The following is a 23831-nucleotide window of genomic DNA, read 5'->3' on the forward strand; positions in this document are numbered from 1 at the left end:
TACAATATATTATGCAGTTCGCCATCTTAACTCAGACCCTATTGTTGCAGCTCAAGTCCAAAGGGTACAACCTATTGACCTCTAAAAACACCGTTGATGACGAAAACCCAACCTGGTATCCAGAAAAGGTTGATGACGTTTGGGAATACATCGTAGACTTAGACAGCGAGGGTAAGTTCGTCCCATTGCAAGAGCCAGCCATCCTGGTCATCGACGACGCTATTAAGAATATCGAAGACTGGCAGCTTATCGGCGAGGTATTCATCGAAGAGGACCATCAGCAGAAATTGCAGCAACGGCTCTTTGTATATAACGAGCATTATCAGTTCGCAAAAGACCTCGACAGGTTCGATTATGCCTACGACCCACAGCGGGTACTACTTCGTAATCATGCCTTGCACAGTGGCGACCAATCCTTATACCTCAAATACCTCAGTGTGCAATATCCTGAACATCTCATAGCAGGTATACAAAATCTCGAATATCTGACACAGCGGTTGATCTGCCTCGATAGAGCGCAAGCCCGAAAGTGGATGACCGCCAAGAGGGTAGAAGTACTCGAGTCCGATATCAGTATCTTTGACCAAGATGCAATCCTGAAGATAGTAGACCCATACGAGCAGGTTCCAAGTATTTCTACTGATAAGCCTACCGACTCGCTCATCTACAATCAGATGGCAGCCGAAGACATCCTAGCATTACGGGATATCTTTTGGATAGACCCAAGGATGGGGTAGTATGTAAAACAATAAATAAAAAGTAATCACTAGGGATTACCATCTTTGGAGGAACCTCATTTTAGGTCTGTCTGATGTAAGTGTCAATAATAAGTATGTCAGAAAGACTTTAAGGCGAGAATTTTTTCATTTATTACAAATGAAGAGAACGGTTTATCAAGAACTTCATCAGCACTCTTGGATGTTCAATAGAATAGGAGTACAACATTTCTTGCCATGTTATACCAATAATAACAGATCAATTATGGGCTACTTCGATTATAGTAATAGCTATATGTGCCAACTAAAGGAAGAGGATTATAAAGACCCTTTCCTTTTCTTGAGCCATGTCTTTAAAGATGCTGACTCAGCAGAGCAAATTCAGGAAGAATGTTGGGAGATTTTCACACTGGCATTTAAACCCTATTTGTGGAAGGCATATGAATCTCCACTGATCATTTATAAAAAGTTTAAACAGATGATAAGGCTGCTTGAGTTAGGCTCTTTGATTTCTACCATAAGGCCTACTCATTATGCTATTAAAGGGCAAATGTTAGCCTCCTTTCCCTATAGGGATAATAATGATGTACACAATTCATTAATTAGTAAAGAAAAAATCCAAGATACTTACAATACCCTTATAGAATCATACGCAGATGATATGTTGCGCTTTTATCGCATGGTCCTATTCCAGATCCTACTGGCAGGCTTCGACCATAAGGGTCAACTCAATGACACCTGCCTGGGCGAAATGTTATTCCTTCGGTTTAGAGCGATACGAGAAATCGTCAATTGCTTATTTATTATTCATTTACATGAAAAAGTGCATAGGCATTTTCATAGCTATGTGCCTCAGTATAGGCAGACTATTGGCCATACGGTAGAAAGGTCTTATACCACCGATCATGATATTTATGGTATCATTGATGGGGCTACTACAATACCCCACATGCACGAACAGCTGAAGGTTAGCCATAAAATATTATTAGAAAGCAATTATTGGAAAACACATGATGATCCAGGTACTGTACTCGTTCGTTTTCAATATTTTCGAAACATAATCGAGACATTCTATTTACATTTTATGACCATTAGCGATGCTGATTTCACTATAGATGTAGATTGGCCGATTCCCGAAAAGCAGCAGAAGGCACTCAATAAGATGGCTAAAGAAGTAGTCAGAAACCCATGGCGCTATTTTGAACATAAATTAAAGGAAAAGCCATTAGCATGCTGGCTTAAAGGTGTAGATGAATGGGAAGAAGCCATATTGAGCAATGAGGCATCTGCACCTTCATTTATTCAGCATATCGATGTTGTCAAGACCTTTTTAGCAACATTGATTGTTATTGCAGACCTCATGGTCTATGAACCACTTTATGAACTACATGATGATGTTTTTTAATAAATCTGTTATTAACACGAATTAAAAAGATGAATTAAGAGAGCGATTCTTGTCGGAATGGCTCTCATAGTTCATCTTTTCACAACCATCCAATAAGATAAAGTATGCATCACGATACCATGAAAAGAACAAAACTCCAGCTGTTTCTGGATACTGGCCACGTCACTTTTCAACTAGGATAGCATGCGGTTCTGTTTTTCTTGTGCTGAATTCAAATAAGCAAAAGTTTTTAGCACAAATATCCATCAAATATATACTTTCTCGGGCAGATACTCTTTTCATATCACCAACGAAATGGGTAATTGGACCTTTGAGGAGATATACCCTGCAGAACATAGCGTGCATAAACCTCGAAAACTTAAAAGACTTATTTCCGCAGAACTTATAAACAAAAGATTCAACAATCAAATATGTAGCAGGTAAGCCAGATACGCCGAAGACACCCTAGTACTAAGGTACATCTTTTGGATAGACCCTAAAAATGAACATTCTCAATAAAAACTAGGATGCTGGTTATATTTCGGTTCTGTCAAAGGCAAGGTGATGTTGTGTTCCTCAAAGTACGGCAGTAAATGTGCACGAAATTTATGAAAGGCCTCTTCGGGTGAGCTAGCAAAACAATAGAAATCAATATCGGGTAATTCATCTCCATCAAATCTCAATTTATTTGTTTCATTTTCATATATATTGTCCGAAGTTCTGTCTACCTGCACACGATAAAAATCTTCGTCATCTTCAACATATGCAGCTGCAAAATAATAATGATTCTCATTATTTATTTCTTTTTCTAATGGATCTAGCAATGTCTCTACGATATAGCGTTCAGTATTTTTTGCGTTCTTAAAAAAATGGTTTAAATATCTTTCAGCCTTGTTACGAGTTGAAAATACAGCTTCGACTGCCGTACTATTTCTCACATTCCTTTCAGTGGTTACGACCGTGTATAGTTTTTTAGGTTCCATAATTTTATCATGTGGTTTATAAAGTTATCCATTTTAGATCGGAGTACCTCAATCTATGAAATTTTCTTCTCAGAATAAAAGAAATATCAAGTTTAATGTATTTTTATGGTCTGCACCACATACTCCCTTACCGTTTCCCGTATATTTAACCACTATCGAGATAAGAGGGCCTCTGCGTTGTTTTGATTTCAGCAATAGCTGTTATTGTAGCTAATGCTATGAGTGCGGATGATGTCTTAAACCATATTTACAAGTTCAGCAAGTTTTATTTCGAGAATTTTTTTTCGTTTTACATGACCCACAAAGTTATTAGCACTTGCTAAATCATTCAACGAGTCTTCGATTAGCATCCGGATATCAGCAGCAGCAGCTTTATTTTCTATTTTTTTCTGTATTTCCGCTATACGTTTGTCTATTACCTCTAGCAGCTTTAAGCTCATTTCGGTACTAGATTGACGTACATCTTTCATCTTCTCTTTCCATTCCGCTCTATTTTTTTCTTCTTCATGGAAACTGTCCATTACTTTGTCAACATGAGTGGGTATATTTAGTACAACAGCACTGCTGGTCACATGCCAGCCATTGCAAACTTTACAAAAATAAAATCTGACTGGTGCATGATTAGCAGTTTTTAATATTTCATCCGTATTAAATTTCAGGAAGTTCCCTGCTTTTTTCTCCGATTCAAAAAGTATTTTTGATCTTCCTGCATCATAACAATATACTTTGCTCTTGGTTGGTTTCATAGTATAAATGAATTTGAAAGTTGGCGTGGTTTTAATAAATTTTTATCTCAAGTAATTGGTTAGTATGAAGATACGAAATTGTATCATAATATTCAAGTTAGAACCAATCGTATGATGGGAAAATTGTAAACTAAACTAGACTTTATCGATCTAAATGATAAACGGTCTGGTCTTTAGTATTTAAATGAAAAGATATTAGCAGAATCAGTTGGCTGTAAAGCCGTATTATAGGTTGTCTTGTCCTTAAGTAGCGGACTCCAGTCTTTTATAGTAGAGCATAAAGCCTCCACTTTCCCAGTGCAACAGTTTCATATGAGTGCGACTTCTGTTTAAAAACACGACTACCTCATCAAATTTGGGGTTGCACTGCATGCCCGAATTGTTCAGGCCTCATAGCCCGTCAAAGCTCTTACACATATCACAATGGCCCTGGTGGAGATAGAAACCGATGCGATGAACCTAAGGAAAACATCCTTAATAAAGGTGGATAAGTTTGGATACCAGGGCCAGATCAACTTCAGCATTAATTTTTACCCCGGCGGGATAGATAACTTCGATCTTTTGGATCGTATTGTTTGTTGGCAGGACCTCAATAAACCTGAGAGGCTTTTTTCTTCTTTACTCACACCGATCCAATAAGATAAAGTATGGATCTTGATACCGTGAAAGAACAAAACTCTTGCTGTCTCTGACCACTACCACGCCACTTCTCAACTAAGGATAGCATGTGACTACGTTTTTCTTGTGCTGTATTCAGATCAACAAAAATACCAAACACTAATGGTCAATCAAATATGTACTTGCTAGGACGGATACGTTGAGGCATGGTACAACTTTATAGATGAACCAACTCTTGCGGATGCTATAATGGACAGATTCATCCCATAGATTACCTCTACAGGGGAAATCTTTAAGAAAGAAAAAAAATAACTAAGTTTGAAAAGTTAATATAAAACCAGTGACGTAAGACACGAATTGTTGGTCTTTAAAACTGGTGCACTTTCGCTCGGAATGGGTGGTGTACTTCCCCCGGAATATTCAATTTTAACTCCTTAAATACTTTTGTGACTTTTCTACTCTTTTTATGTCAGTATTAAATCCGTTTTCTTCAATTAAAGTTTTTATACTAATATCAAGAGCTTTTATACCGAAGTTTGCTTCATTTTTTGAATGTTCTTTTATTTCCATAACTTTTAAATATTCAAAGAATGTGGTAGCGGTTGTTAATCTATTTTTGATATTCCTTTCACCATATGAATCTACTTCTGGAAAAACATCTTTAATTCTTTCAAAGTAATAATTGTCATAAATTGGGGTATCTTGAAGTACTAAATCCAAATAATGAAATCTGGGTAAAATTTTATAGATGTAATAATGTCCACTTTGACTTATCTTTATCTCGAGGTTATCATCAATTGAAATAGTAGACTCAATATCGGAAAATACGGCTTTGGTATCTACAAATTTGAAATCTAATAATTGTTGAATTTCTTCAATTATAATTTTAGAATTATATCCAGCTATTGAAAAATTATCTGATATTTCTTTTATTGTGGTGAAGGAGTAATCAGTTTTATTGCTTGTTTCAGCAATATTAGTTAAATAAAGCAATATACGGATTTTTGTAAAATGATTACGATTTCCAGATACTGGTTTAAAGAGATTTTTTATTTTGCTAAAATCAGATTTATAGTAATAATGAGAATCTAACCCAACAGATTTAAAGAATTCCCAAATAGGAATATTAAAATTGACATCTGTAATGTAACTGTCGATTTGTGTGTGTCCAGAGGTTAAAAAAGTATTAAACATATCTAATCCTTCTCGAATATTTGGATATGTGCAATGGTCTAAAAAGTCTAAAATTTCAGAATTTTTTATTGAAAATATTGAATGAGATAGATTGTTAAAAAACAGATTTAAAGAATCTCCAGTAATTTTTACTGATTTATTTTTATACAAAGTTTCAATTTTTGCAAAATTAAAATGTTTTATAGCAAAATCTATTCTATTTTTTAAAACATCCTTGTAAGGAGGTGCAGTTATATGAAATACATTCGATTGAAAAGCATCAAATGGAGGCTTATTTTTCCATTGATAAAAGTATCCTTCACGTAACGATAGAATTACTAATGCATTGAGATTTTTCTTTAATGATTGTGCTAATAAAAATAAATCTTTTTGAGATTCATTTTCTAATTGATCTGCATTATCTAGTATAATGGTTAATCTTTTTGTTTGATACTTTATTAGATAGTTTGAAATACTAATGAGATGATTTTCAGGATCGTTTATTTTTTTTTCTAAAAACTCGGCAAGTTTAGTTGTGTAGATTTCGGAATCTTTTTTATAAAGACTCCATATTCCCTCTTCCTGCTCTTTAATTTCTTTTTGATAAATTGTTTTGATGATATTAATCTTTGATAGATTCAGCTCCTTGAAATTTTCATTTAACGACGCTATTATTTTTTCATAAATTTTTTTTGTGTTTTTTACTTGTTGATTTGTATAGTTCCTAAAATCAAAATAAAGCAAAGGTTTCTTTTTTTGCAAATCTTTCTCTATTACGACTTTGGTGAAATAATTAATGAAAGTTGTTTTACCAGCGCCTTTACTGCCTATTATGATGATAGGTTCAGGGGATTTAATTCCAGATTTTATTTCATCTAGTATTTGGCTGTGAGTATTTTTTGTGTTCTTAACTGGTTTTATTCGACCATCGAAAAGTGGTGGAGTATCTTCAAACAGTATCTCTAATTTTGAATTATTAGCCTTTACATCCTCATTGATTACATAACATTCTTTTAGTTTTTCAAAAGAATCTAAATCATAGACGTCCGATATTTCTGAAAATATTTCACTTATAATTGATGTTAAAATGTCTGAAAAATCATTTCTGAGAACTTCATCAGTTCTTTTATTTAGCAATTTACTTTCAAGGATGAATTTTTCTGAAAATTCTTCCTTTTCAATAAAAAATCTGCCATTTTCAACAATTGAATCATTAGATAAAATATTGTAGAATTTAATAAAATTTCTTTCAACGTCATCCAAATCTTTAAAATATATTGCAGTATTGTTTTTCCATTCGCCACCATTAGTATTATTGAAACGAGCAATAATATATTGATTTCCATTAGTTATAACGCCATAAGCTAGACTTTTTTCTAGAATATATCCTCTAATTTGATTTATAACATCCTTATTCCCTTTTAAAAGTGTTGATAATTTGCATTCATTCCCAGTTGCTGGCAATTGAAAAGAAATAAGGTTTTTTTTCGCTTCGATTACAAATTTAAATTGTGAGGTCGCAAACATATAGTCAAAGTATCCGGCATCAGAATGCCCTTCTCTGGAAATACTTGTTTCTTGCCATCCAAGAATATCCTTAAACATAAGGTCAATTGATTTACATCTGGTATCAGCTTCAGAATAATTTTGAACACTTAGTGATTTTAAATTTTCTTTTTCAACTTTAAACTTTTCTAATGCCTTATCAAGTTTCATAATAATAGGTTATTGAAATTAATTTTCTGAATATATTTTGGATATTTAAATATATGTATATTTTATTGAATTTTTCATTTAATATGGAATTCTCCCTTAATATTATGTGTTATAAATGTACCTATGAATTTTTAGGCTTTTAAATAAAACTTAGTAACATATTTTATTACATTAAGGGCTCATTGGATTTGCAACAAAAAAGTGAATATTGAGTTAAGATGCAATCTTTCGTTTCATTAATATTCTTCCAAATTCTTCTGGTGCCTTGTACCCCAGCGCAGAATGTTATCTTTTACGGTTATACCAATTGGTCTTATCCGGGTATAGCTTTACAGTTTTCTGGAAAAACATAAAGCAAAATGAAAGAACAATCATTACCAAGATTTAAGTTTCCGGAGGAATTTAAAGAAAAGCTGGTAGAAGTGGTGGTTTACAAGAACATATCAGCCGCACAAGTCGCTAAGAAATACGACTTACCCAACATTGATATTTTGATTAACAATTACAAGAGTAATTTAGCAAAAGGATCCCTAACTTTAGTTCCTATGGAAAAGCTAAAGACCAGCGACACGGTTTTATTGAAGAAGTGTATCAAAGATCTGGAAAAAGCATAGGAGAAACCTAATGTGCAATTTACGGTCTTAATTCAATGATTGATCATGCTGACGATTTAGATGTTTGAGATTCCCTGATTCACCATGCAGTGCTTCATCTTTACGCCATGTATAAAAGCTACCTGAGGCCACGCCTCAGGCAAAATTCACATGTGGTCATCTTACCCTTTTGTAGCTCGAAATCCTGCAATATACCGTAGATCTCGGATGAACTACGATGAACCAACTGGCGTGATGAACGTCTCTTTTTTTGTTCCATTGGGATATGAAAACAAAAATTAAAGATATTGAAAATTTGTTAAGGTGCGCTAAATCGGGCGATTACTAAGCAATTGCGTTTTTATTGAGAGTATTATTAATACAAATACCAGCCAATTGTTTAAAATCTTCATCTATAACCTCTTGTTTAAAATGTTGATGGTTTATTCTTTTGAAGAGCGGTTTATTAATAACATTAAGGTCTTGAAGAGCTAAAAATATGAGGCTTGCAATAAATTTGAATGACATATTTTTGAAGTTAATTATCGTTGGACTTTTCTTTTAAATGATTGAATGTTTGAAGTAAAAAACTGCACATTGCGCCCGATAAATTAACTGCTAGTGTTGCATGTCTCACGGCTGGCTTAGACTTTTTTTTGCTCATACCATGAGCATCCCCAAATTTATTCCGTAGACCACCTAAGCCCTCAACTACGGTCTGGCAACCGCCCAGTATTTGTTTAAATAGTTGCTCTGAATGCTGATCAGGAGATAGATTTAAAACTCCGGCAGTTTGTTTATATAGTTTAGGTAATTCGACAGTGTCATCATAATTAACTTCTTTTTCATCCAAAATATGTTTGCATACAGTTTCGATTAGAGATCTGGCAGATGTTATTGCTGCTTCAGCATCTTCGTTCATCCTGTCTAGTGCTTTTCGCCAGGCTTGAGCAATAAATTGTTCGTCCACAGTTGTAATTTGTGCAATTATATCGTGATGGGGTACACTTTTCGAAAAATTTAAAGTTGCATTTATTAATGGGTCAAAAGCTGTTTGGAGAAAAAATCTACGTTCAGCATAGCTACCGAAAGCCGCTTTAATATACTGCCAGAATTCATAAACACTTTGACTATTAACGACAAATTCCGGCATTAGGGTCTTTAAAGTTGTTTGTTTTAAAAGGTCCGACCTAAGAATTAAATAATGATTATCATCTACGATTCCGCCAGTCGCTCTATTAGTCAGTAAGTTTTTTAATACAGTAACTTTTTTATGGTAGTTATTGCTTTCCTTTTCCCATGCTTGATCAAGAGTTTCTAATTCTATAGCACTTGACCCCAGAAATTGAATGTCACGTCTAAAGTCTGCAATTGAAGTTACGTAATGACTATGAGGTAGGTAAGCAATTACCATTTTAGAAACAATATAATGGAAATTTACTTTTTCATCTCCGAACATATTATTGAGTAATTTAGCCAGTACGTCGTCATATTGAATAATATCAATGCCTAGCCATGCCCAATCATCCTTCTTTTGAGCTTGTACTTCATTAAAAGCGGAACTGTACTGGTCAGTAATTCCCAATTCATTGCATACCCTTACAAACTCATCACTCTTAACAAAATCTGTAAATCCAATCTTGAGGAGGTCATTGAAAAGCGGTTTTAATTTTGTGATGATTTCCATTTAATTTCTACCATTAATTTTATTTAAACAAATATACAGGTCGAACTACGCAATACATGTGCGTAGTTAAATATTTGATTTTCCTTCTGGATTGGGAACGTGTTGATTTATCTCGTAAATTAATTCATAATTTTAGATGATTTGTATAAAACTGTATCTTAATCATTCTATGCAATAACTTGCAGACTTACTGGTTCTTGATTGCTTTTTACGTACAAAAATTTGTTTAGTATTGCTAGCAATACTCCGTACAGAAACCATTCCTACGAAGCTGTCCCAGCCGAGATATATCATTATTATTCCGATTGAAAACATAATCTAATTTGTGGTTTTTAGTTTATAATGTGTTTGTTATTTACTTATGTAGACTATTTTTGAAGTATTCTATATTTGATACTTCGTGTGATCCTACTAGAATTGGCATTCCTCTGATTACTCCTCGTTGTGGTGTGCATACAAAGAATAATGTCTCATTCCTTAGGATACAAATGACAGTATCGTCCACTACATTTGTTTTTTCACCAACAGTACATGTATTAAATTTTCCCTCATGCGTAAAACTGATACTAAAAATCCTTGATGACCAAATATCTCCTACTTGATCTGAAACAAACTTTTTAATTGATGCATATACTTTTTCACTGTCTTCGACAGTTCCGGTGTGAAAAGGTAAAAAGAATTCATTTTCCATATTATAAACATTTTAAAACGTTTTATTATAATCATGCTATTAGCACTTGTGACCAACAGCAAGATGTTTAGGTTTATCTAAACAGCTTACAGAATTTCTGGAGCTGATGCGTTATTATCTTTAGATGCTATGATCGCAGCAGCTATTTCCTTAAGTGCTTCGTTTTGTTCACGTATAGCGGCTGTATAATCGTTCTTCGCGTACAAATATTTGGTCAATAGCGCTGATAAAACTTTATATAGACCATACAATACCATTGCTACGAAGCCGCCCCAGATGAGGTACATCAATATTAATCCAATTGAATACATAATTTAAAGTTTTTAGTTTATAATGTGCTTGTTAGCTGTTTTTTCTCTCCCCAATCTGTCAAATGCCACTTTGCCAATTCCCAATTATCGTCTGGTTCTATTTTATGGTCATACTGTCTAGGAGAGGAGTTGTATGCAATAATTTTTTGTAGAAAGTTATTATTACTTTTTTCTATTTACAATAACTTGATATATTATTGTGATGGTTATAGTCAATAAAAATATGATCCAGGAATAAAACCACACACCTAAAGTTCCACCACTTTTAAAATTATCTGGATCAATATATAAATATAGATTCAAAGATAAACTTGTTGCCAAAATTACTATTAAACCGATTTTATTTAAGTTTTTACCATTTATAATCGCGTAAACCATATAGGATAATAGTAGGAAATACGAGATGTATATTGTCAAAAATTGACCATCTAGCGGAAACATAGTTTAACTTTTATTTAGTTTGTGTATCACCCTATTCGATCAATTTACCCCTTATTCTCTTTATTAAAATCTGCTTTTGTATCACCATCAACGGCAACTATTTCTACGACTACATTTTTCATTAGTTTAGATAGGGGAGTGTTAGTCTTCTTCTTCGGTTTTTTTTTGTTTTGATAATATTTTATCACTTTCTTCTTTTATAATCGTGATTAACTGATCTTTGGGTATCTTTATATATTCAGCTTCATAGTCAATATGGATATAAATTTTTTGTTTATCGAATTCACCTATTGATTTAATGTACTTATTACGTGGAGATCTTCCTAGAAGACTAGTAATTTCAGAAGTTTTTTTGTTCTTAAGTTTCTCACCCATTTTATGGTGAATTATCTTTGAAGTTGTTGGTGTGTTTAAAGCACTTTCGAGGATAAGTTTATCTAATTCTTTAGCTAACAAATTTGAACTATCGTTTAGTTTTGAGTTTTCTGAATCTTTTATTAATAAACGAGTTGATGCTGGTAATTTATTGATAATTATTTTTTGATTAGAAAATGCTACAAAATCTGAGTATTTAACACCCCAAATCTTTGTTGATAGATTATTTGCACTATCAATATCAAGTTTTTGTTTACCTGTCTCTAATGCGCTATATTCTGTTTGCTCAATTTCAGCAAGCTTTGCGACTGATGATTGAGATAAATTAAACTTAATTCTTAATGCCTTTAAAGCATCTCTGAACTCATTACTAGCCATAAATGAAAATTTTATTAAAATAGACTTAAGAATATTTGCTTAAGTCTATTATTGTAATTACCTTTGTTAGTGAATACTATGCGACAACGATAATTAAGCTTTAAGCCTAATTGCAACGATGTCTCTCGTGCGAAAAACCGCTACTTTTGTCCGCGAGAAGAACGTAGGTTCGCCATTATCTACTGGAAACACTATCTTTGCAGATATAATACCAGTAGGGCGGATCTGCTATCAGTCTTCTTGATGACAAAATCCGAATCTCGTGTAGGTTTGGTGATGGTTTACTGTAGCGGTTTTCCAGGTCAAGGAGCATGCGGATCCGACCTATTGTTTATTCAATAGATCAACCCCACAGCTTTCAGAGTTTACATCGTTCACATAACTATTAGAAATTATGATGAATAGAAAAGTCACCACCCAGAAAACGACCACAAACCTGATCCAGGATCAGAGTCCACGGTTCGCCTTTTGCCAAATTTTAAAGAACAAGTTTTGCGCACCACAATAAGCCGCTAAAATTTAAACATAGTCTAAATAGGATAGGAGTAGCTCATACTAATTCAAAAGTCGAGGTCACTAGTAATTAAGTAGGGTATATACACCAGACTAGATACTAAAGATGTCATGTTCTTTAGAGTTTAATATCAGCTTCTTACCATCCGAAAATGGCTTATGTTTCCGACTTTTATTCTATTGGAGCACAATTGCTTGTGTCAACAAAAACAGGATCGGTTGCCTGCTTAGTTTTGCACCCTAAAAGTACAATCTTTCCTTTATTAAAGCAAATTATTGTCGTCACCTTTTATTGTGATACACCAAAAATGGATAGTCGGTTTTGTTCTTTAACCCAAATTATGCAATAACGAAGACCCTATTATAACCAATTGACGAAGACTTAAAATTGCATTTTTCTTATTTATATTTTTAACCTGGTTTCTTTAAAGGCCAATGCTATGTCCAATTAGTCCGGTCTTAAGGGAATCAATTTAAACCTTAAAAAAATGCAAAAATCTTGCACAGGGGAGAGCTATGCGCTATCCCAAGAGGAAGAAATGTTTTCGTATTTGAGTGAAAAGAAGGTTCCAGTTATCAAAAAACCAATTATGATAACAGATTTACCTATACGATCATTGAAGAGACCAGTACCAGTCCTTTATGAAGGACGGCATGCGCATGCACTGAAAAGTCTTGTCAAAGGAAGACCTAAGGACCGCTATTATTCGTTCCTGAATCCATCCAAAGAACAAGCAAGTTCTTATAGTGCCGTCGTACGGGATGACCGACAGGATGTACTCCGTATATCACTGGCCCATATGGCTATTTACGAGTGCTATTTGTTTGCGCTAGGATTGCCTACTAATTTTCCTACCGAGCAGATCATTGTTTATGGATACGAACGAGCCAAATATATACCCTGTAAAATCTGTCCAGATGCAGAAAAGCATCTGTACGATTATGAGCTAAGCGTCCCTGCCAATACCGAAAGGGAAGAATACCGACAGTGTATTCTGAACGATCTGAACGAACACTTTCAGTTGGATGTACGAGTAGAGAAACTCTCCATCGTGAAAGACAGTCGGCAGATCATGACCAAACGCGGTGAATCTGTCGAGCTCATCTGGCAAGAACAGCCAACGATGATCATGAAAACAAAGCGAGGAATGGTAGCAGCATCAGTAGAAAATAGACTGGCTGCAAGTATTTAGGGGAAAACGATCATAAGCTTTCTGATTCCTGTATAACAGGAATAAACAAAGCCTGAAAAAGGGTGAGGGGAGTGTTATGCCTAAAAATTAGAAATTATGAACACAATTAAAAATTATAAAATAGCGCTTTGGAATAGTATACAGAAGCTGTTTAAGTCAAAGGGTGATAGCCTATTGCTACTAACTAAAATGGCACTTGTAGTAGGTGCAGTTGCTGGAAGTGGGACAAGTTTACATGCACAATCTAGTGTTAAGGTCAAATCTGTTAAGGTTCTAGATCTACCGGAAATCAAAACATATGAATACCTACCTCAGGTGGTTCAGGACATGCCGCTTGAATTGCAATACTTTAATGGGAAAGAAAGTGTAACAACTTCCTTTGGAAAGTTGAAAGAGAACTTTGTGCAGTTGTTCTTTTGGGATGCTTCCTATCCAGAGCATTATACAGACCTCAAGAGAATCTATGATTATAGAGAAGCAATGGGCCTACATTCCAATGTAATACTGGTGGTCAGTAAAATGGATAAGGCGACACTAGAAAAAGTAAAACTTACGTTAGAACGCTTTAAAAAAGAGTTTGATGTTAAAATGGATATCGCCTGTATCATCGGTAATCCAAATTTAGACAAACTGTTCAGATTAGCTGCTTTTCCGAAATATGCGCAAATCAATAAAGATGCTGTATTCTATTCTGAAATGAGCGTCGAAGACATGTTTAAAAGTTTTTAAGTTAAACAGCAGCGATATGATAATTTATAACAAAAAGATGCTACCTCATTGGGCACATCTTCTGGAGCTATTTAAACAGTTCATTTACCATTTTCATCGGCATAGTAAAATTATGTTATTCATGCTCTTGTTATTCGATAATGAGATGAGTAGGGCGCAGGAGGGTCGGGAAGTAAATAAGATTGAACAAATGGATTTAAAACCCTTGAAAGCAGGTGATCAAATTCCTGATGCAGTATGGGAGATGTCATTTGAGTTGCACGACTTAAAAGGAGGTTCTAGAACAATCCAATTTAAAGATCTTAAAGGCATGGTTATCTTATTTGATTTTTGGTCCACGACTTGTTCCTCCTGTATTCAGGGATTTCCGAAGATGGAAGAACTTCAAAAGAAATATGGAAAAGACCTTGCCATCATTTTGGTGAATAGCAAAAGAAATAAAGACACCCCAAAACGGCTGAAGGCTGTATTTGACAATTACAAGCGAACATATGATTATGAGATGAGTCTGCCGTCTATGTTGGATGATACTGTCTTCACGAGTATATTTCCTCACTATTCAATTCCCACTCATGCTTGGGTGGATCGTAAAGGGAAAGTGGTGGGCGTAGATAAGGGAAACGATGACTTGGAGAAAAGAGTGAAAAGCTTGATTGTAGGCGAGCAAGTAGATATCCTTGAAATGGGCGTTATGATCAACGAAGATCGCAGTTATAATCCAGCACTGGTCGATACGGTCGGTAAGTTATCGACTTCCATATTTGCTAAACCTGTACCTAACTTTTTCCCCACACAAACTTATGCTTATTACAATAACGGTCATACCCATTTTCAATTGGGTAATCATACGCTAAAATCTATTTTACAATACACATTTAGTAAGGAACTTATGGGATTTTCTTTATATCAATTTGTTTTTGACCCGCAATTGAAGCAAGGCAATCATTTCCACACCTGTCAGGCATTAAATGATGTGTTTTGGTATGAGATGTACCGTGCAGACTCTGTTGGGAGTGAGCAGGTTCGGGATCTCGTGAAAGCGGATGTAATGCGTTTCTTTCAGCTAGAAGTGGTTCGAAAACAAGAGTTAAAGGAAGTGTATGAACTGGAGCTATTACCAGTATTTTCCAAAATGGAATCAAAAGTTGGAATGCTATCTACAATACATGAATTGAAAGAAGATGGAATGCAATTGAATAATTTATCAATCAGGCATTTTTTAAATTTATTATTTCCCTACTTGGACAGACCGGTCCTTTTCCTCGATGAAAATAATATCAATTTTAATATTTTGTTGCCAAAAGGCTTTATCAACTTCTCTTTGTCTCAAAAACTGTCATTTTTAGCGCGTCAAGGCTTACACTTCAAGCCTGTTAAAAAAGTAATCGAGTATCCATATTTCAAAAAAACCAATTAACCGATACTATTATGAAATTATATATAAATAATAAAAGAACTGCTGTTTCAACGGGTCTATTGCAAGGGTTACTGGCTTCCTTTTTACTGATTGTCTGTATTTCTTTTAAAGAAGTCATTGCTCAAGATAAATATACGACATCAGAAGAGACCAAGTTAGGCTTAAAGGTTAATGATTATTTGCCGGAGGAAGTGTGGAATCATCATTTTAATTTTACCTATTTAGATGGTAAATCCCAAGAAGAGAAACAGCTATCTGAGTACAAAGGAAAAATGCTTTATTTTTTCTTTTGGGATACCTCATACCCCAATTCTTACACCGACTTGCGTAAACTGTATGAGATGTGCCTAATACCTACCGATAAGTTTGCTGTTTTTATTGTCCACAGTAGGAAGAGTAAGGATACTCCTCGGCTGTTGAAAGCGATGATGGATCGTTTCCAAAAGGAATATGGAGATGTGATGGATACGCCATTAATAATGGATGATGAGTTTTTTACGTCATTATTTCAGCCCAATCAATTATTACATATGTCCGTAATACTTAACGATGGAATGGTGCATATGTCTGAATATTATAAAGCTAAATTATAAACACTATGCATCCTTTTAAAATAAATAAGAAGAAAGCTTTTGTATTAAGCTTATTTCTGTCTTTGTTCCTGCTTAAAGGGATAGCTCAGGAAAAGATGTCTATAAATGTAAGGGGAACAGTGTACTCTAATGAAGACCGCAAACCTTTAGCAAATGTGTCCATTCATTATACAGGTGGTATAACACGATCAGGTCAAAATGGAACGTTTTCTATTGGAGTCAACGCAATAACAGATACATTGCTATTTAGGTCTGTTGGCTATTGGAATAAGAAAGCACCTGTTAATAAATTCGTAAATGGAGCAGATATCTATTTGGATAAAAAGGTCAATGTTTTGGAAGATGTTGTGATTCATACAGGTTATCAGTCATTGAAAGCCAATGAAACAACAAGTTCGGTAGACGTCATATCTAATGAAATGTTGAACCAGCAGACTGGAGGTAATATCCTGGATCGGCTGAAGAATATTACATCTGCAATCCGATTTGACAATCGATCTACAGATGATGGAGCTTTGCAAAAATTGAACTTATCTGTACGAGGGCTCAGTACCATCAACGGCCAGCGTGATCCTTTGATTGTTTTGGATGGGTTTATCTATGATGGCAAGATCGAAAATATAGATCCAAACAACATTGACAATGTAACCGTACTCAAAGATGCAGCTGCCGCCGGTATTTGGGGTGCGCGAGCAGGGAATGGCGTTATTGTGATCAGCTCGAAAAAAGGCGCGTTTTACCTATCGCAACCGAAAATCTCTGTCAGCAGTACCTTGTTATTACCCCAAAAGCCTGATTTAAGTAAACTGTATCGCCTGTCCAATAGTGAGTTTATCGGCATCGAAAAGATGCTGTTTGATCAAGGGTATTATAATTTTTATTTAGATTATGCACCCTTTTTTGGGATGACTCCTGCTATTGATCTTTTTGATCAAAGAAAACGTGGATTAATAAATGCTACAGATTCGACGAAGATGATGGAACAGATGCTATCACAAAATGGGGCACAAAATTATATGAATCATTTTTACCATGGCAGTTACAGCGACCAGCATAGTCTGAATGTGCGGGGTGGTGGTGAGCGAAATGCTTATAGTTTTGGAGTCGGGCATAACCGCAACCGAGCACTCAATGATGCGCATAGCGATAAGCTGAACATCAATATGTCCAACAGCTATAAACCTACTGAAAAGTTGAGATTAGATATCAATGTCCTGTTTACCAATCAAAAAAATTCAGCTGGTATGCCGGGTTTTAATAGTATGGGCTATAATGGTAAAACAGTGCCTTATATGCAGTTTTTAGATGAACATGGTAAGGAATTAGCAATTGAAAACACATTTAGAAAATCTTATTTGGACAGTGCATACCCGAAAGGTTATTTGGATTGGGGCTATTATCCATTATCGGAATATAAGCAGGCTACAAATACCACCAATATCAGGGAATATAATTCAAGTATTAGCATGAACTATCAGTTGTTCAGTTTCTTGGATGCTAGTGTGGCCTTCCAGTTGGCCAATCAGCAGGAAGAGCACATCCAGCTGAATACGCTGGAGAGTTATGCCGCTCGTTATATAATCAATTCGTTTAGTATATACAATGCGTCGACTAACACGATGAAATATAATGTGCCCTTGGGTGGGATAAAAAATAACAGTTTAAATTCGGGTACGTCCAAGACATTGCGAGCGCAGCTGAATTTTAACAAGAAATTAAAGGACTATCATATCATCGGGATGCTGGGTGCAGAGCGTAGGCAATATGACAATGACTATTCTTCTTATTCTACTTACGGCTATAGTAAAATACCAGCGACAAGTGTTCCTGTTGATTATGTCAATGCATTTCCAACAATTCCATTAAATTTTCCGATGAATATTATAGGCAGTCCAACTTCATTCACAGAAAGTAATCGATTTGTTGCTATTTATACCAATTGGAGTGGAATATGGAAAGAGAAATACAGCATCTCGGGCAGTATCCGTCGTGATGGCGCAAATATTTTCGGAGCCAACACCAATGAAAAGTGGTCACCTTTATGGTCCGTTGGTGGGGCATGGCTGGCGAGCAAGGAAAGTTTTCTGAAATACAATTGGTTGGATTCTTGGCGTTTGCGCGCTACTTATGGTTATAGTGGCAATGTGGATATTAGGAAAACACCGGATCCGATTGCGAGTACAATTATAGCAAGGTATACGAATTTACCGGCTTTAAATCTGAGCGCGCTCAATGACCCCTCTCTGCGTTGGGAGCAGGTCGGTACACTTAACTTTGGAATGGATTTTTCGTTATGGAAAGGACGGTTGTCAGGAGCTCTGGACTATTATATCAAAAATGGCAAGGATCTCTATGGCCCTACTGAATACGACTATACCAATTGGGGAAAGGCCTTTACGGTAACCAAGAATGTGGCCAGTATGCAGGGAAGGGGATTGGATGTGAATTTGAATGCGGTAATTGTCAATTCGACTTTCAAATGGAATACGAGAACTATCTTAAGTCTGAACCGCAATAAAACAACAGAATACTATTTTAATACCATGAGCAATATCAATAGTTTTATCGGAGATGGAAATTATAATACCCCTTTTGTTGGCAAACCATTGTATGCTTTGGCTGGATACACTTGGATGGGATTGGATGCTCAAGGAAGGGCACAGGGAAACTTAAACGGAGTTGCAAGTACAGATTATGTGGCTATTCGAAACGATGTAATCAAAAATGGAGAGCATAGTGCTGCGATCCAATTTTTTGGTTCTTCTAAACCACAGGTCTTTGGGAATTGGGTCAATACCTTCTCTTATCGGGATTTAGACCTCAGTGTCAACATCAACTATATGGGTGATTATTATTTTAGAAAACCAACTACGCAAGCTTCTTCCTTGTTTTCTTCTGGCACCGCGTATCCGGACTATGAAAACAGATGGAGGATGGCAAGCGATGAAACTGCGGACAAATGTGCCTGCTCTAGTTTACCCTACAAGCTCTGATGGGGAACCTTTTTATGCAAATGCGGATTTTAACATCCTTAAGGCAGACCATTTACGCTTGGCCTATATTTCGGCATCATGGAATAAAAACTGGAATATGGGAAGTAGAAGTTTAAATACACGCTTGTTTTTGAATGCTTCGAACTTGGGTATAATTTGGACCACGAATAAGGAAAATATCGACCCCGAATTCCCATATCAAATAGGGCCTTCTAGGACTTATTCTATCGGTATTCAAGTAGATTATTAAAATAGAATGTAGTATGAAAAATAAAAATATAAAAATACTTGGAGCTTTTGTTGTGCTAGCGTTGAGTACGTTATCTTGTAATCAATTCTTAGATGTACAGTCTGATAGCCGAATGGTCGTGCCGAGCAGCATTGCCGACCTGCAAAAGATATTAGATTACAACCCTGATATGAATTATCAGAAGGGTAGTAAAGCCGAAGAGATGACGGATGACTATTACCTTACGGAGCAGAATTATAATACACTGAGAGATCAAGAAAAATTGGCTTATAAGTGGAAACCCTATGAAAGCTTAAATAGTAGTGATTGGGGTAATGCTTATGCGGTAGTCTACAATGCGAATCTGGTGTTGGATCGGTTGTACAAGGTGAATCGTACAACCGAAAATGCCGTTGCTTGGGATAAGGTGAAAGGGACGGCACTTTTTTATCGCGCCAATCAATATTTAACCCTTTTATGGACTTACGCCAAAGCTTATGATGAGGTAACGGCTACTCAAGATTTAGGGATCGTGCTACGCAATACTTCGGATTTTAATGTGAAGTCAACACGTTCTACAGTAGAAGTGTGTTACCGTAAAGTGATTGACGATCTGAAGCAGGCATCGGGTTTAATCCCGGAGCTTTCGTTGCATGTATTGCAACCCAAAGTAAAGGCGGCATATGGTGTGCTTGCTCGTGCTTATCTGTCAATGGCCAAATACGATTCAGCTTATTATTATGCTGATTTGGTTCTTGGAGAAAATCCTATCCTGTTGGATTTTAATCAATTGGTGGATGTCAAACCTAGCGCTGATTATCCAATTGAAGCCTTTAATAAGGAAACTGTTTTTTATGAAGAAATGATGACAGGTGGCTTCGTGTTTCCATCTAATGCGGATGTTCCATCTGAATTGTTGCAACTGTATGAAGCTAATGATTTAAGAAAAGTTACTTTTTTTAAAAGTGGTACAGGTGGAGGAAAGAGTTTTAAAGGTAATTATACGGGAAGTAATATTTGGTTCAGTGGTATAGCCAATAATGAAATGCTTATGATTAGAGCGGAATGTTTGGCCCGACAAATGAAAGTTATGGCAGCACAAGATGATTTAAATAGGTTATTGAAAAATAGATATCTCACGAATACATTTGTTCCTTATGTTTTCGCTAATAAAGAAGAGGCGCTTAAGACGATACTACATGAGCGTAGGAAGGAGCTTTTGTTTCGGGGACTACGCTTTATCGATATCAAAAGGCTCAACGTGGAAGGCAGTGGTATCGTTTTAAAGAGAACGATAGATGGTATTGAATATCAGTTGAATCCGAACGATAAACGATATGCGCATCGATTACCTGATGATGTCGTTAGACTTGCGGGGATGCCTCAGAATTCTTATTAAATCACAAAGCCCAACGTTATGTTGGGCTTTATAGTTAGTAAAATTGTCAATTAATTTCTATTAATAATTTGTGGATTGGGAGTTCCTGTTCCACTGGATCGTTGAGGAATATAGCCTGGTCCAGCCGCTCCGGGAACCGCAATTAAATTTATTTTAGCAGGGTCTAATTGACCACCTGTTAAATCAGTATGATCCACTAATATCATACAAGCTAAGTTAGGTACATTATTGCAAGTTTGTCCATTCGGAACAATCGTCCATTTGCTTTCATCAGCTACTTGAGTTGCATTAGTTGGAACTCCATTAAAATACACAGGAATCGTCATAAATGCTTTTGTCCCACTTACTTTAAAAGCGGAGAAAGTTACTATGGTTACGACTGCTACTATAGACAGTGCGTATTTTTTTATGAAATTTTTCATTTGATTTGTTTTAGTTATTATTGTAATCTGTAATTTTGATTTTGTAATTGGTTACCGCACTACTATAGCGCAGTGAACCAAGATACTGGGGTAAAGCTGCATTTTTTCGGGTACTACGTAGACATTGTCTACCCATGAGAGTTGTTGGTTCTGTATCGTACCCATCTTCGTGAGGACTGCATATAGTAGGAAGAGGGCAATGCTATTGCGGTAAGGTTTATGTGTTGTTGGATTATTAAGGTTTGGGCGTATCAGATTTAGACCCAATATAGAGATGGCAAGGAGTAAGATATTGACCACAAGGTGCCATTCCCAAGACATATCATTGAAAATGGATGCGCAAGTGCATGGACGTTTTTCGTATACGCCAACTACACCCAATCCGATAAATATCGTAAAAGTAGTTAAGAGTAGGATGGAACCCCAATAACCCAAGCGCTTTAGTTTACTAATCCAGATAGCCAATAATATACCCGTGACTATTTCTGCTAGGGGCAATAACCAATAGAGGATATCCACCGACCAGGTAGGAATAGGCTGCTGGTGTAACGATAGCTGAAAGTTCTTCCAGCTCCAGGCTTTTTCGAAGCCTACATAAAGCCAAAAGATGATCAGAAAGATGCTGATGCTATTCGCGACGATTGATTTTATCTTGCTATTCATAATTAGTTTAATTTTATTCACTCCTGATTCTATATTTATTCCTCGTCAGCTTTACAGCATTCATGCTTGCTGTGTGTTTCGGTGGTATCTGGTATAAAATACCATTTTTGTATAGCCAGTACTCTCTGTATTTCTTTCTGTTTGTTGAGATTATGTCTCATATGAAGGGTACTGGATACCTGTATTATCCAGAAGACAATAGCAACTATACATGCTACACTCATGATCCGTTTTATTGCTGTTTTCATTTTTTCTCCCTCGTATTATCCTTTTAAAAATTATTGAGAACTTGTGCACGATTGAGCTATTGCTTAACCTCAATTTGTCTTTTCAAAAACCCCTAGCTCCGAAGAGCTAGAGGAATCAGCCAATCATCTCAATCGCATATAACCAATCAATTATAATCCATATCTTCTCTTTTCAAATCCCACTAACTCCGAAGAGCTAGTGGAGTAACTATTATGATATCTCAAATTTACGTGCTACTATTTCCTGATAATTGTACAAAACAGGATAAAGTATTGTAATAATCAGTCCTTTGTCTTTCAGTACTCACTAACTTTAAAGAACTAAATGAGTAACTATTATGATATCTCAAATTTACGTGCTACTATTTCCTGATAATTGTACAAAACAGGATAAAGTATTGTAATAATCAGTCCTTTGTCTTTCAGAACTCACTAACTTTAAAGAACTAAATGAGTAACTATTATGATATCTCAAATTTACACCCTACTATTTCCCGATAATTGTAAAAAACAGGTTAAAGTATTGTAAAAAACCGTTATTTCTATTTCAAGTATTTCATTTGAAACATTTTTGGGGTACTGCCAGTCTCTTGTTTAAAGAATTTGGAGAAGGCAGACTGATCATAAAAACCACAGGATAAGGCGACGTAGGTTAACTTTTCTTTTTGCATCAATAATCTTTTTGCCTTCTCCAATCTAATCCCTTGTTTGTAGCTAATGAGGCTGATGCCGTAATGCCTTGTGTGCAAATTATGGAGGTAATCGCTACTGCATTGGAGATTAATAGCAATCTGCTTGATGGCAATGTCTTCATCTTTAGCACCGAAATGCTGTACGATCATTTCCCGAGCGCTATCGATAAAGATGCGGCTGGGGTGGTGCATCTCAAATGTCGGGATGAGCTTCTTGATGCTGATCTCAAAAACATCGTCGAGGGTTTTGCTGAAGCAGATTGCTTGGCTGGATTTGCCTTCCTGCAGCATCTCGAATATCTCGAGGTGTTTGGCTCGGGTATATTCTTCTGCCCGAAACGGGATGCTGGCCACAAGATGTTGGCCATTGTTATAATAGCCGTCCAAAAGGGGTTTTAAGATGGTTTTCAATTGGCTGTTTTTGCCGATTTGTATTTCGGGGTCAAAGCAGAAGCCATAGACCAGGTACCTGCCTTTTTCCAATTGGACGGTATAGTAGTCGGCAGGGGTATACAGGTATACGCCTCGTCGGTTCAATAAAGCAAAGTCTATCGCGCTACCTTGTTGGGTTAGTTTGCCTTTGCCCGTTATTTCCATCATATGGTAGAGCTGGATGAACGATTCGTTTACCTTGACATGTGCCTGTATATGGTGCTCGATTTGAAAATCATAGCAATACACCGTGCCGCCAATGGTGGGTAAGATTTCTTCCTGTAATGTCGTGTTGCCCGAGCGCCAATGTCGGGTCTCTGCTCCGGGCAGATGGATGCTTGCGGTACTGACCGGTCCGGAATGTTCGGGCAGTTCGGGACCTATGCTGATCAGTTCAAAAGTTGCTCCCATAGCTTAGTATTTAGGTTCATAATTGGTTTTTGGTTTAGGTATCTTGGGTATGGGATTTCGATACCATACCCAAGAAAAACAGCTT

At 36.0% G+C, this 23831-nt stretch carries 23 protein-coding genes; 10 read left to right on the forward strand and 13 right to left on the reverse strand.

The window, feature by feature from the left end; genetic code table 11:
* Positions 1–11: 11 nt before the first annotated feature.
* On the forward strand, positions 12–737 hold the full coding sequence (locus ACFX5U_RS09550; protein ID WP_400263274.1) for a hypothetical protein: 726 nt from the start codon (positions 12–14) through the stop codon (positions 735–737).
* A 139-nt stretch (positions 738–876) separates the two neighbouring features.
* On the forward strand, positions 877–2121 hold the full coding sequence (locus ACFX5U_RS09555; protein ID WP_400263275.1) for a hypothetical protein: 1245 nt from the start codon (positions 877–879) through the stop codon (positions 2119–2121).
* Positions 2122–2612: 491 nt separating this feature from the next.
* Here the strand turns inward: ACFX5U_RS09555 and ACFX5U_RS09560 are convergent, their stop codons facing one another.
* From ACFX5U_RS09560 to ACFX5U_RS09575, 4 genes are all read right to left on the reverse strand, one after another.
* Positions 2613–3083: a hypothetical protein gene (locus tag ACFX5U_RS09560; RefSeq protein ID WP_400263276.1), complete on the reverse strand. Its 471-nt coding sequence runs from the start codon at positions 3081–3083 to the stop codon at positions 2613–2615.
* 236 nt (positions 3084–3319) lie between these two features.
* Positions 3320–3829 carry a hypothetical protein gene (locus ACFX5U_RS09565; RefSeq protein WP_400263277.1) on the reverse strand — a complete coding sequence of 170 codons (510 nt, stop codon included), beginning with the start codon at positions 3827–3829 and terminating at the stop codon, positions 3320–3322.
* Between the two features lie 243 nt (positions 3830–4072).
* Positions 4073–4201, reverse strand: a complete 129-nt coding sequence (tnpB, locus tag ACFX5U_RS09570; protein ID WP_400263278.1) for an IS66 family insertion sequence element accessory protein TnpB — start codon at positions 4199–4201, stop codon at positions 4073–4075.
* A gap of 672 nt (positions 4202–4873) precedes the next feature.
* On the reverse strand, positions 4874–7336 hold the full coding sequence (locus ACFX5U_RS09575) for a hypothetical protein (protein WP_400263279.1): 2463 nt from the start codon (positions 7334–7336) through the stop codon (positions 4874–4876).
* Between the two features lie 359 nt (positions 7337–7695).
* Between ACFX5U_RS09575 and ACFX5U_RS09580 the strand changes: the two genes are divergently transcribed.
* A complete protein-coding gene (locus ACFX5U_RS09580) occupies positions 7696–7950 on the forward strand; it encodes a hypothetical protein (RefSeq protein ID WP_400263280.1) in 255 nt (84 codons plus the stop codon).
* Between the two features lie 324 nt (positions 7951–8274).
* Here ACFX5U_RS09580 and ACFX5U_RS09585 read toward each other — a convergent pair whose 3' ends face one another.
* The 5 genes from ACFX5U_RS09585 to ACFX5U_RS09605 form a co-directional block, all read right to left on the reverse strand.
* Positions 8275–8457 (reverse strand): hypothetical protein, encoded by a 183-nt coding sequence (locus ACFX5U_RS09585; protein WP_400263281.1) that lies wholly within the window; start codon positions 8455–8457, stop codon positions 8275–8277.
* A 10-nt stretch (positions 8458–8467) separates the two neighbouring features.
* Positions 8468–9616 (reverse strand): abortive infection family protein, encoded by a 1149-nt coding sequence (locus ACFX5U_RS09590; protein ID WP_400263282.1) that lies wholly within the window; start codon positions 9614–9616, stop codon positions 8468–8470.
* A 355-nt stretch (positions 9617–9971) separates the two neighbouring features.
* Positions 9972–10307 carry a hypothetical protein gene (locus tag ACFX5U_RS09595; RefSeq protein ID WP_400263283.1) on the reverse strand — a complete coding sequence of 112 codons (336 nt, stop codon included), beginning with the start codon at positions 10305–10307 and terminating at the stop codon, positions 9972–9974.
* A gap of 86 nt (positions 10308–10393) precedes the next feature.
* Positions 10394–10618: a hypothetical protein gene (locus tag ACFX5U_RS09600; protein WP_400263284.1), complete on the reverse strand. Its 225-nt coding sequence runs from the start codon at positions 10616–10618 to the stop codon at positions 10394–10396.
* Positions 10619–11200: 582 nt separating this feature from the next.
* A complete protein-coding gene (locus ACFX5U_RS09605) occupies positions 11201–11812 on the reverse strand; it encodes a helix-turn-helix domain-containing protein (RefSeq protein ID WP_400263285.1) in 612 nt (203 codons plus the stop codon).
* Positions 11813–12813: 1001 nt separating this feature from the next.
* Between ACFX5U_RS09605 and ACFX5U_RS09610 the strand changes: the two genes are divergently transcribed.
* The 7 genes from ACFX5U_RS09610 to ACFX5U_RS09640 all read left to right on the forward strand — a co-directional run bounded on the left by ACFX5U_RS09610 (position 12814) and on the right by ACFX5U_RS09640 (position 20878).
* Entirely contained in the window at positions 12814–13518 is a 705-nt protein-coding gene (locus tag ACFX5U_RS09610; RefSeq protein WP_400263286.1) for a hypothetical protein, read from the forward strand.
* A 96-nt stretch (positions 13519–13614) separates the two neighbouring features.
* Positions 13615–14247 (forward strand): hypothetical protein, encoded by a 633-nt coding sequence (locus ACFX5U_RS09615; protein WP_400263287.1) that lies wholly within the window; start codon positions 13615–13617, stop codon positions 14245–14247.
* Between the two features lie 121 nt (positions 14248–14368).
* Positions 14369–15664 carry a TlpA family protein disulfide reductase gene (locus ACFX5U_RS09620; protein ID WP_400263288.1) on the forward strand — a complete coding sequence of 432 codons (1296 nt, stop codon included), beginning with the start codon at positions 14369–14371 and terminating at the stop codon, positions 15662–15664.
* A gap of 11 nt (positions 15665–15675) precedes the next feature.
* Positions 15676–16257 carry a hypothetical protein gene (locus ACFX5U_RS09625; protein WP_400263289.1) on the forward strand — a complete coding sequence of 194 codons (582 nt, stop codon included), beginning with the start codon at positions 15676–15678 and terminating at the stop codon, positions 16255–16257.
* 5 nt (positions 16258–16262) lie between these two features.
* Positions 16263–19250 carry a SusC/RagA family TonB-linked outer membrane protein gene (locus ACFX5U_RS09630; protein ID WP_400263290.1) on the forward strand — a complete coding sequence of 996 codons (2988 nt, stop codon included), beginning with the start codon at positions 16263–16265 and terminating at the stop codon, positions 19248–19250.
* On the forward strand, positions 19174–19500 hold the full coding sequence (locus tag ACFX5U_RS09635) for a hypothetical protein (RefSeq protein WP_400263291.1): 327 nt from the start codon (positions 19174–19176) through the stop codon (positions 19498–19500). The genes ACFX5U_RS09630 and ACFX5U_RS09635 overlap by 77 nt, the downstream gene beginning before the upstream one ends.
* 13 nt (positions 19501–19513) lie before the next feature.
* Positions 19514–20878: a RagB/SusD family nutrient uptake outer membrane protein gene (locus ACFX5U_RS09640; protein ID WP_400263292.1), complete on the forward strand. Its 1365-nt coding sequence runs from the start codon at positions 19514–19516 to the stop codon at positions 20876–20878.
* Positions 20879–20928: 50 nt separating this feature from the next.
* Here ACFX5U_RS09640 and ACFX5U_RS09645 read toward each other — a convergent pair whose 3' ends face one another.
* From ACFX5U_RS09645 to ACFX5U_RS09660, 4 genes are all read right to left on the reverse strand, one after another.
* Positions 20929–21300: a hypothetical protein gene (locus ACFX5U_RS09645; RefSeq protein ID WP_400263293.1), complete on the reverse strand. Its 372-nt coding sequence runs from the start codon at positions 21298–21300 to the stop codon at positions 20929–20931.
* Between the two features lie 51 nt (positions 21301–21351).
* The gene (locus ACFX5U_RS09650) at positions 21352–21963 is read right to left on the reverse strand and encodes a MauE/DoxX family redox-associated membrane protein (RefSeq protein WP_400263294.1); all 612 of its coding nucleotides are present in this window, start codon (positions 21961–21963) and stop codon (positions 21352–21354) included.
* A 35-nt stretch (positions 21964–21998) separates the two neighbouring features.
* Entirely contained in the window at positions 21999–22211 is a 213-nt protein-coding gene (locus tag ACFX5U_RS09655; protein ID WP_400263295.1) for a hypothetical protein, read from the reverse strand.
* Between the two features lie 542 nt (positions 22212–22753).
* A complete protein-coding gene (locus tag ACFX5U_RS09660) occupies positions 22754–23746 on the reverse strand; it encodes a helix-turn-helix transcriptional regulator (RefSeq protein WP_400263296.1) in 993 nt (330 codons plus the stop codon).
* Positions 23747–23831 lie beyond the last annotated feature (85 nt).

Origin of the sequence: Sphingobacterium sp. SG20118 (genome assembly GCF_044740685.1) — a bacterium.
Classification (GTDB): Bacteria; Bacteroidota; Bacteroidia; order Sphingobacteriales; family Sphingobacteriaceae; genus Sphingobacterium.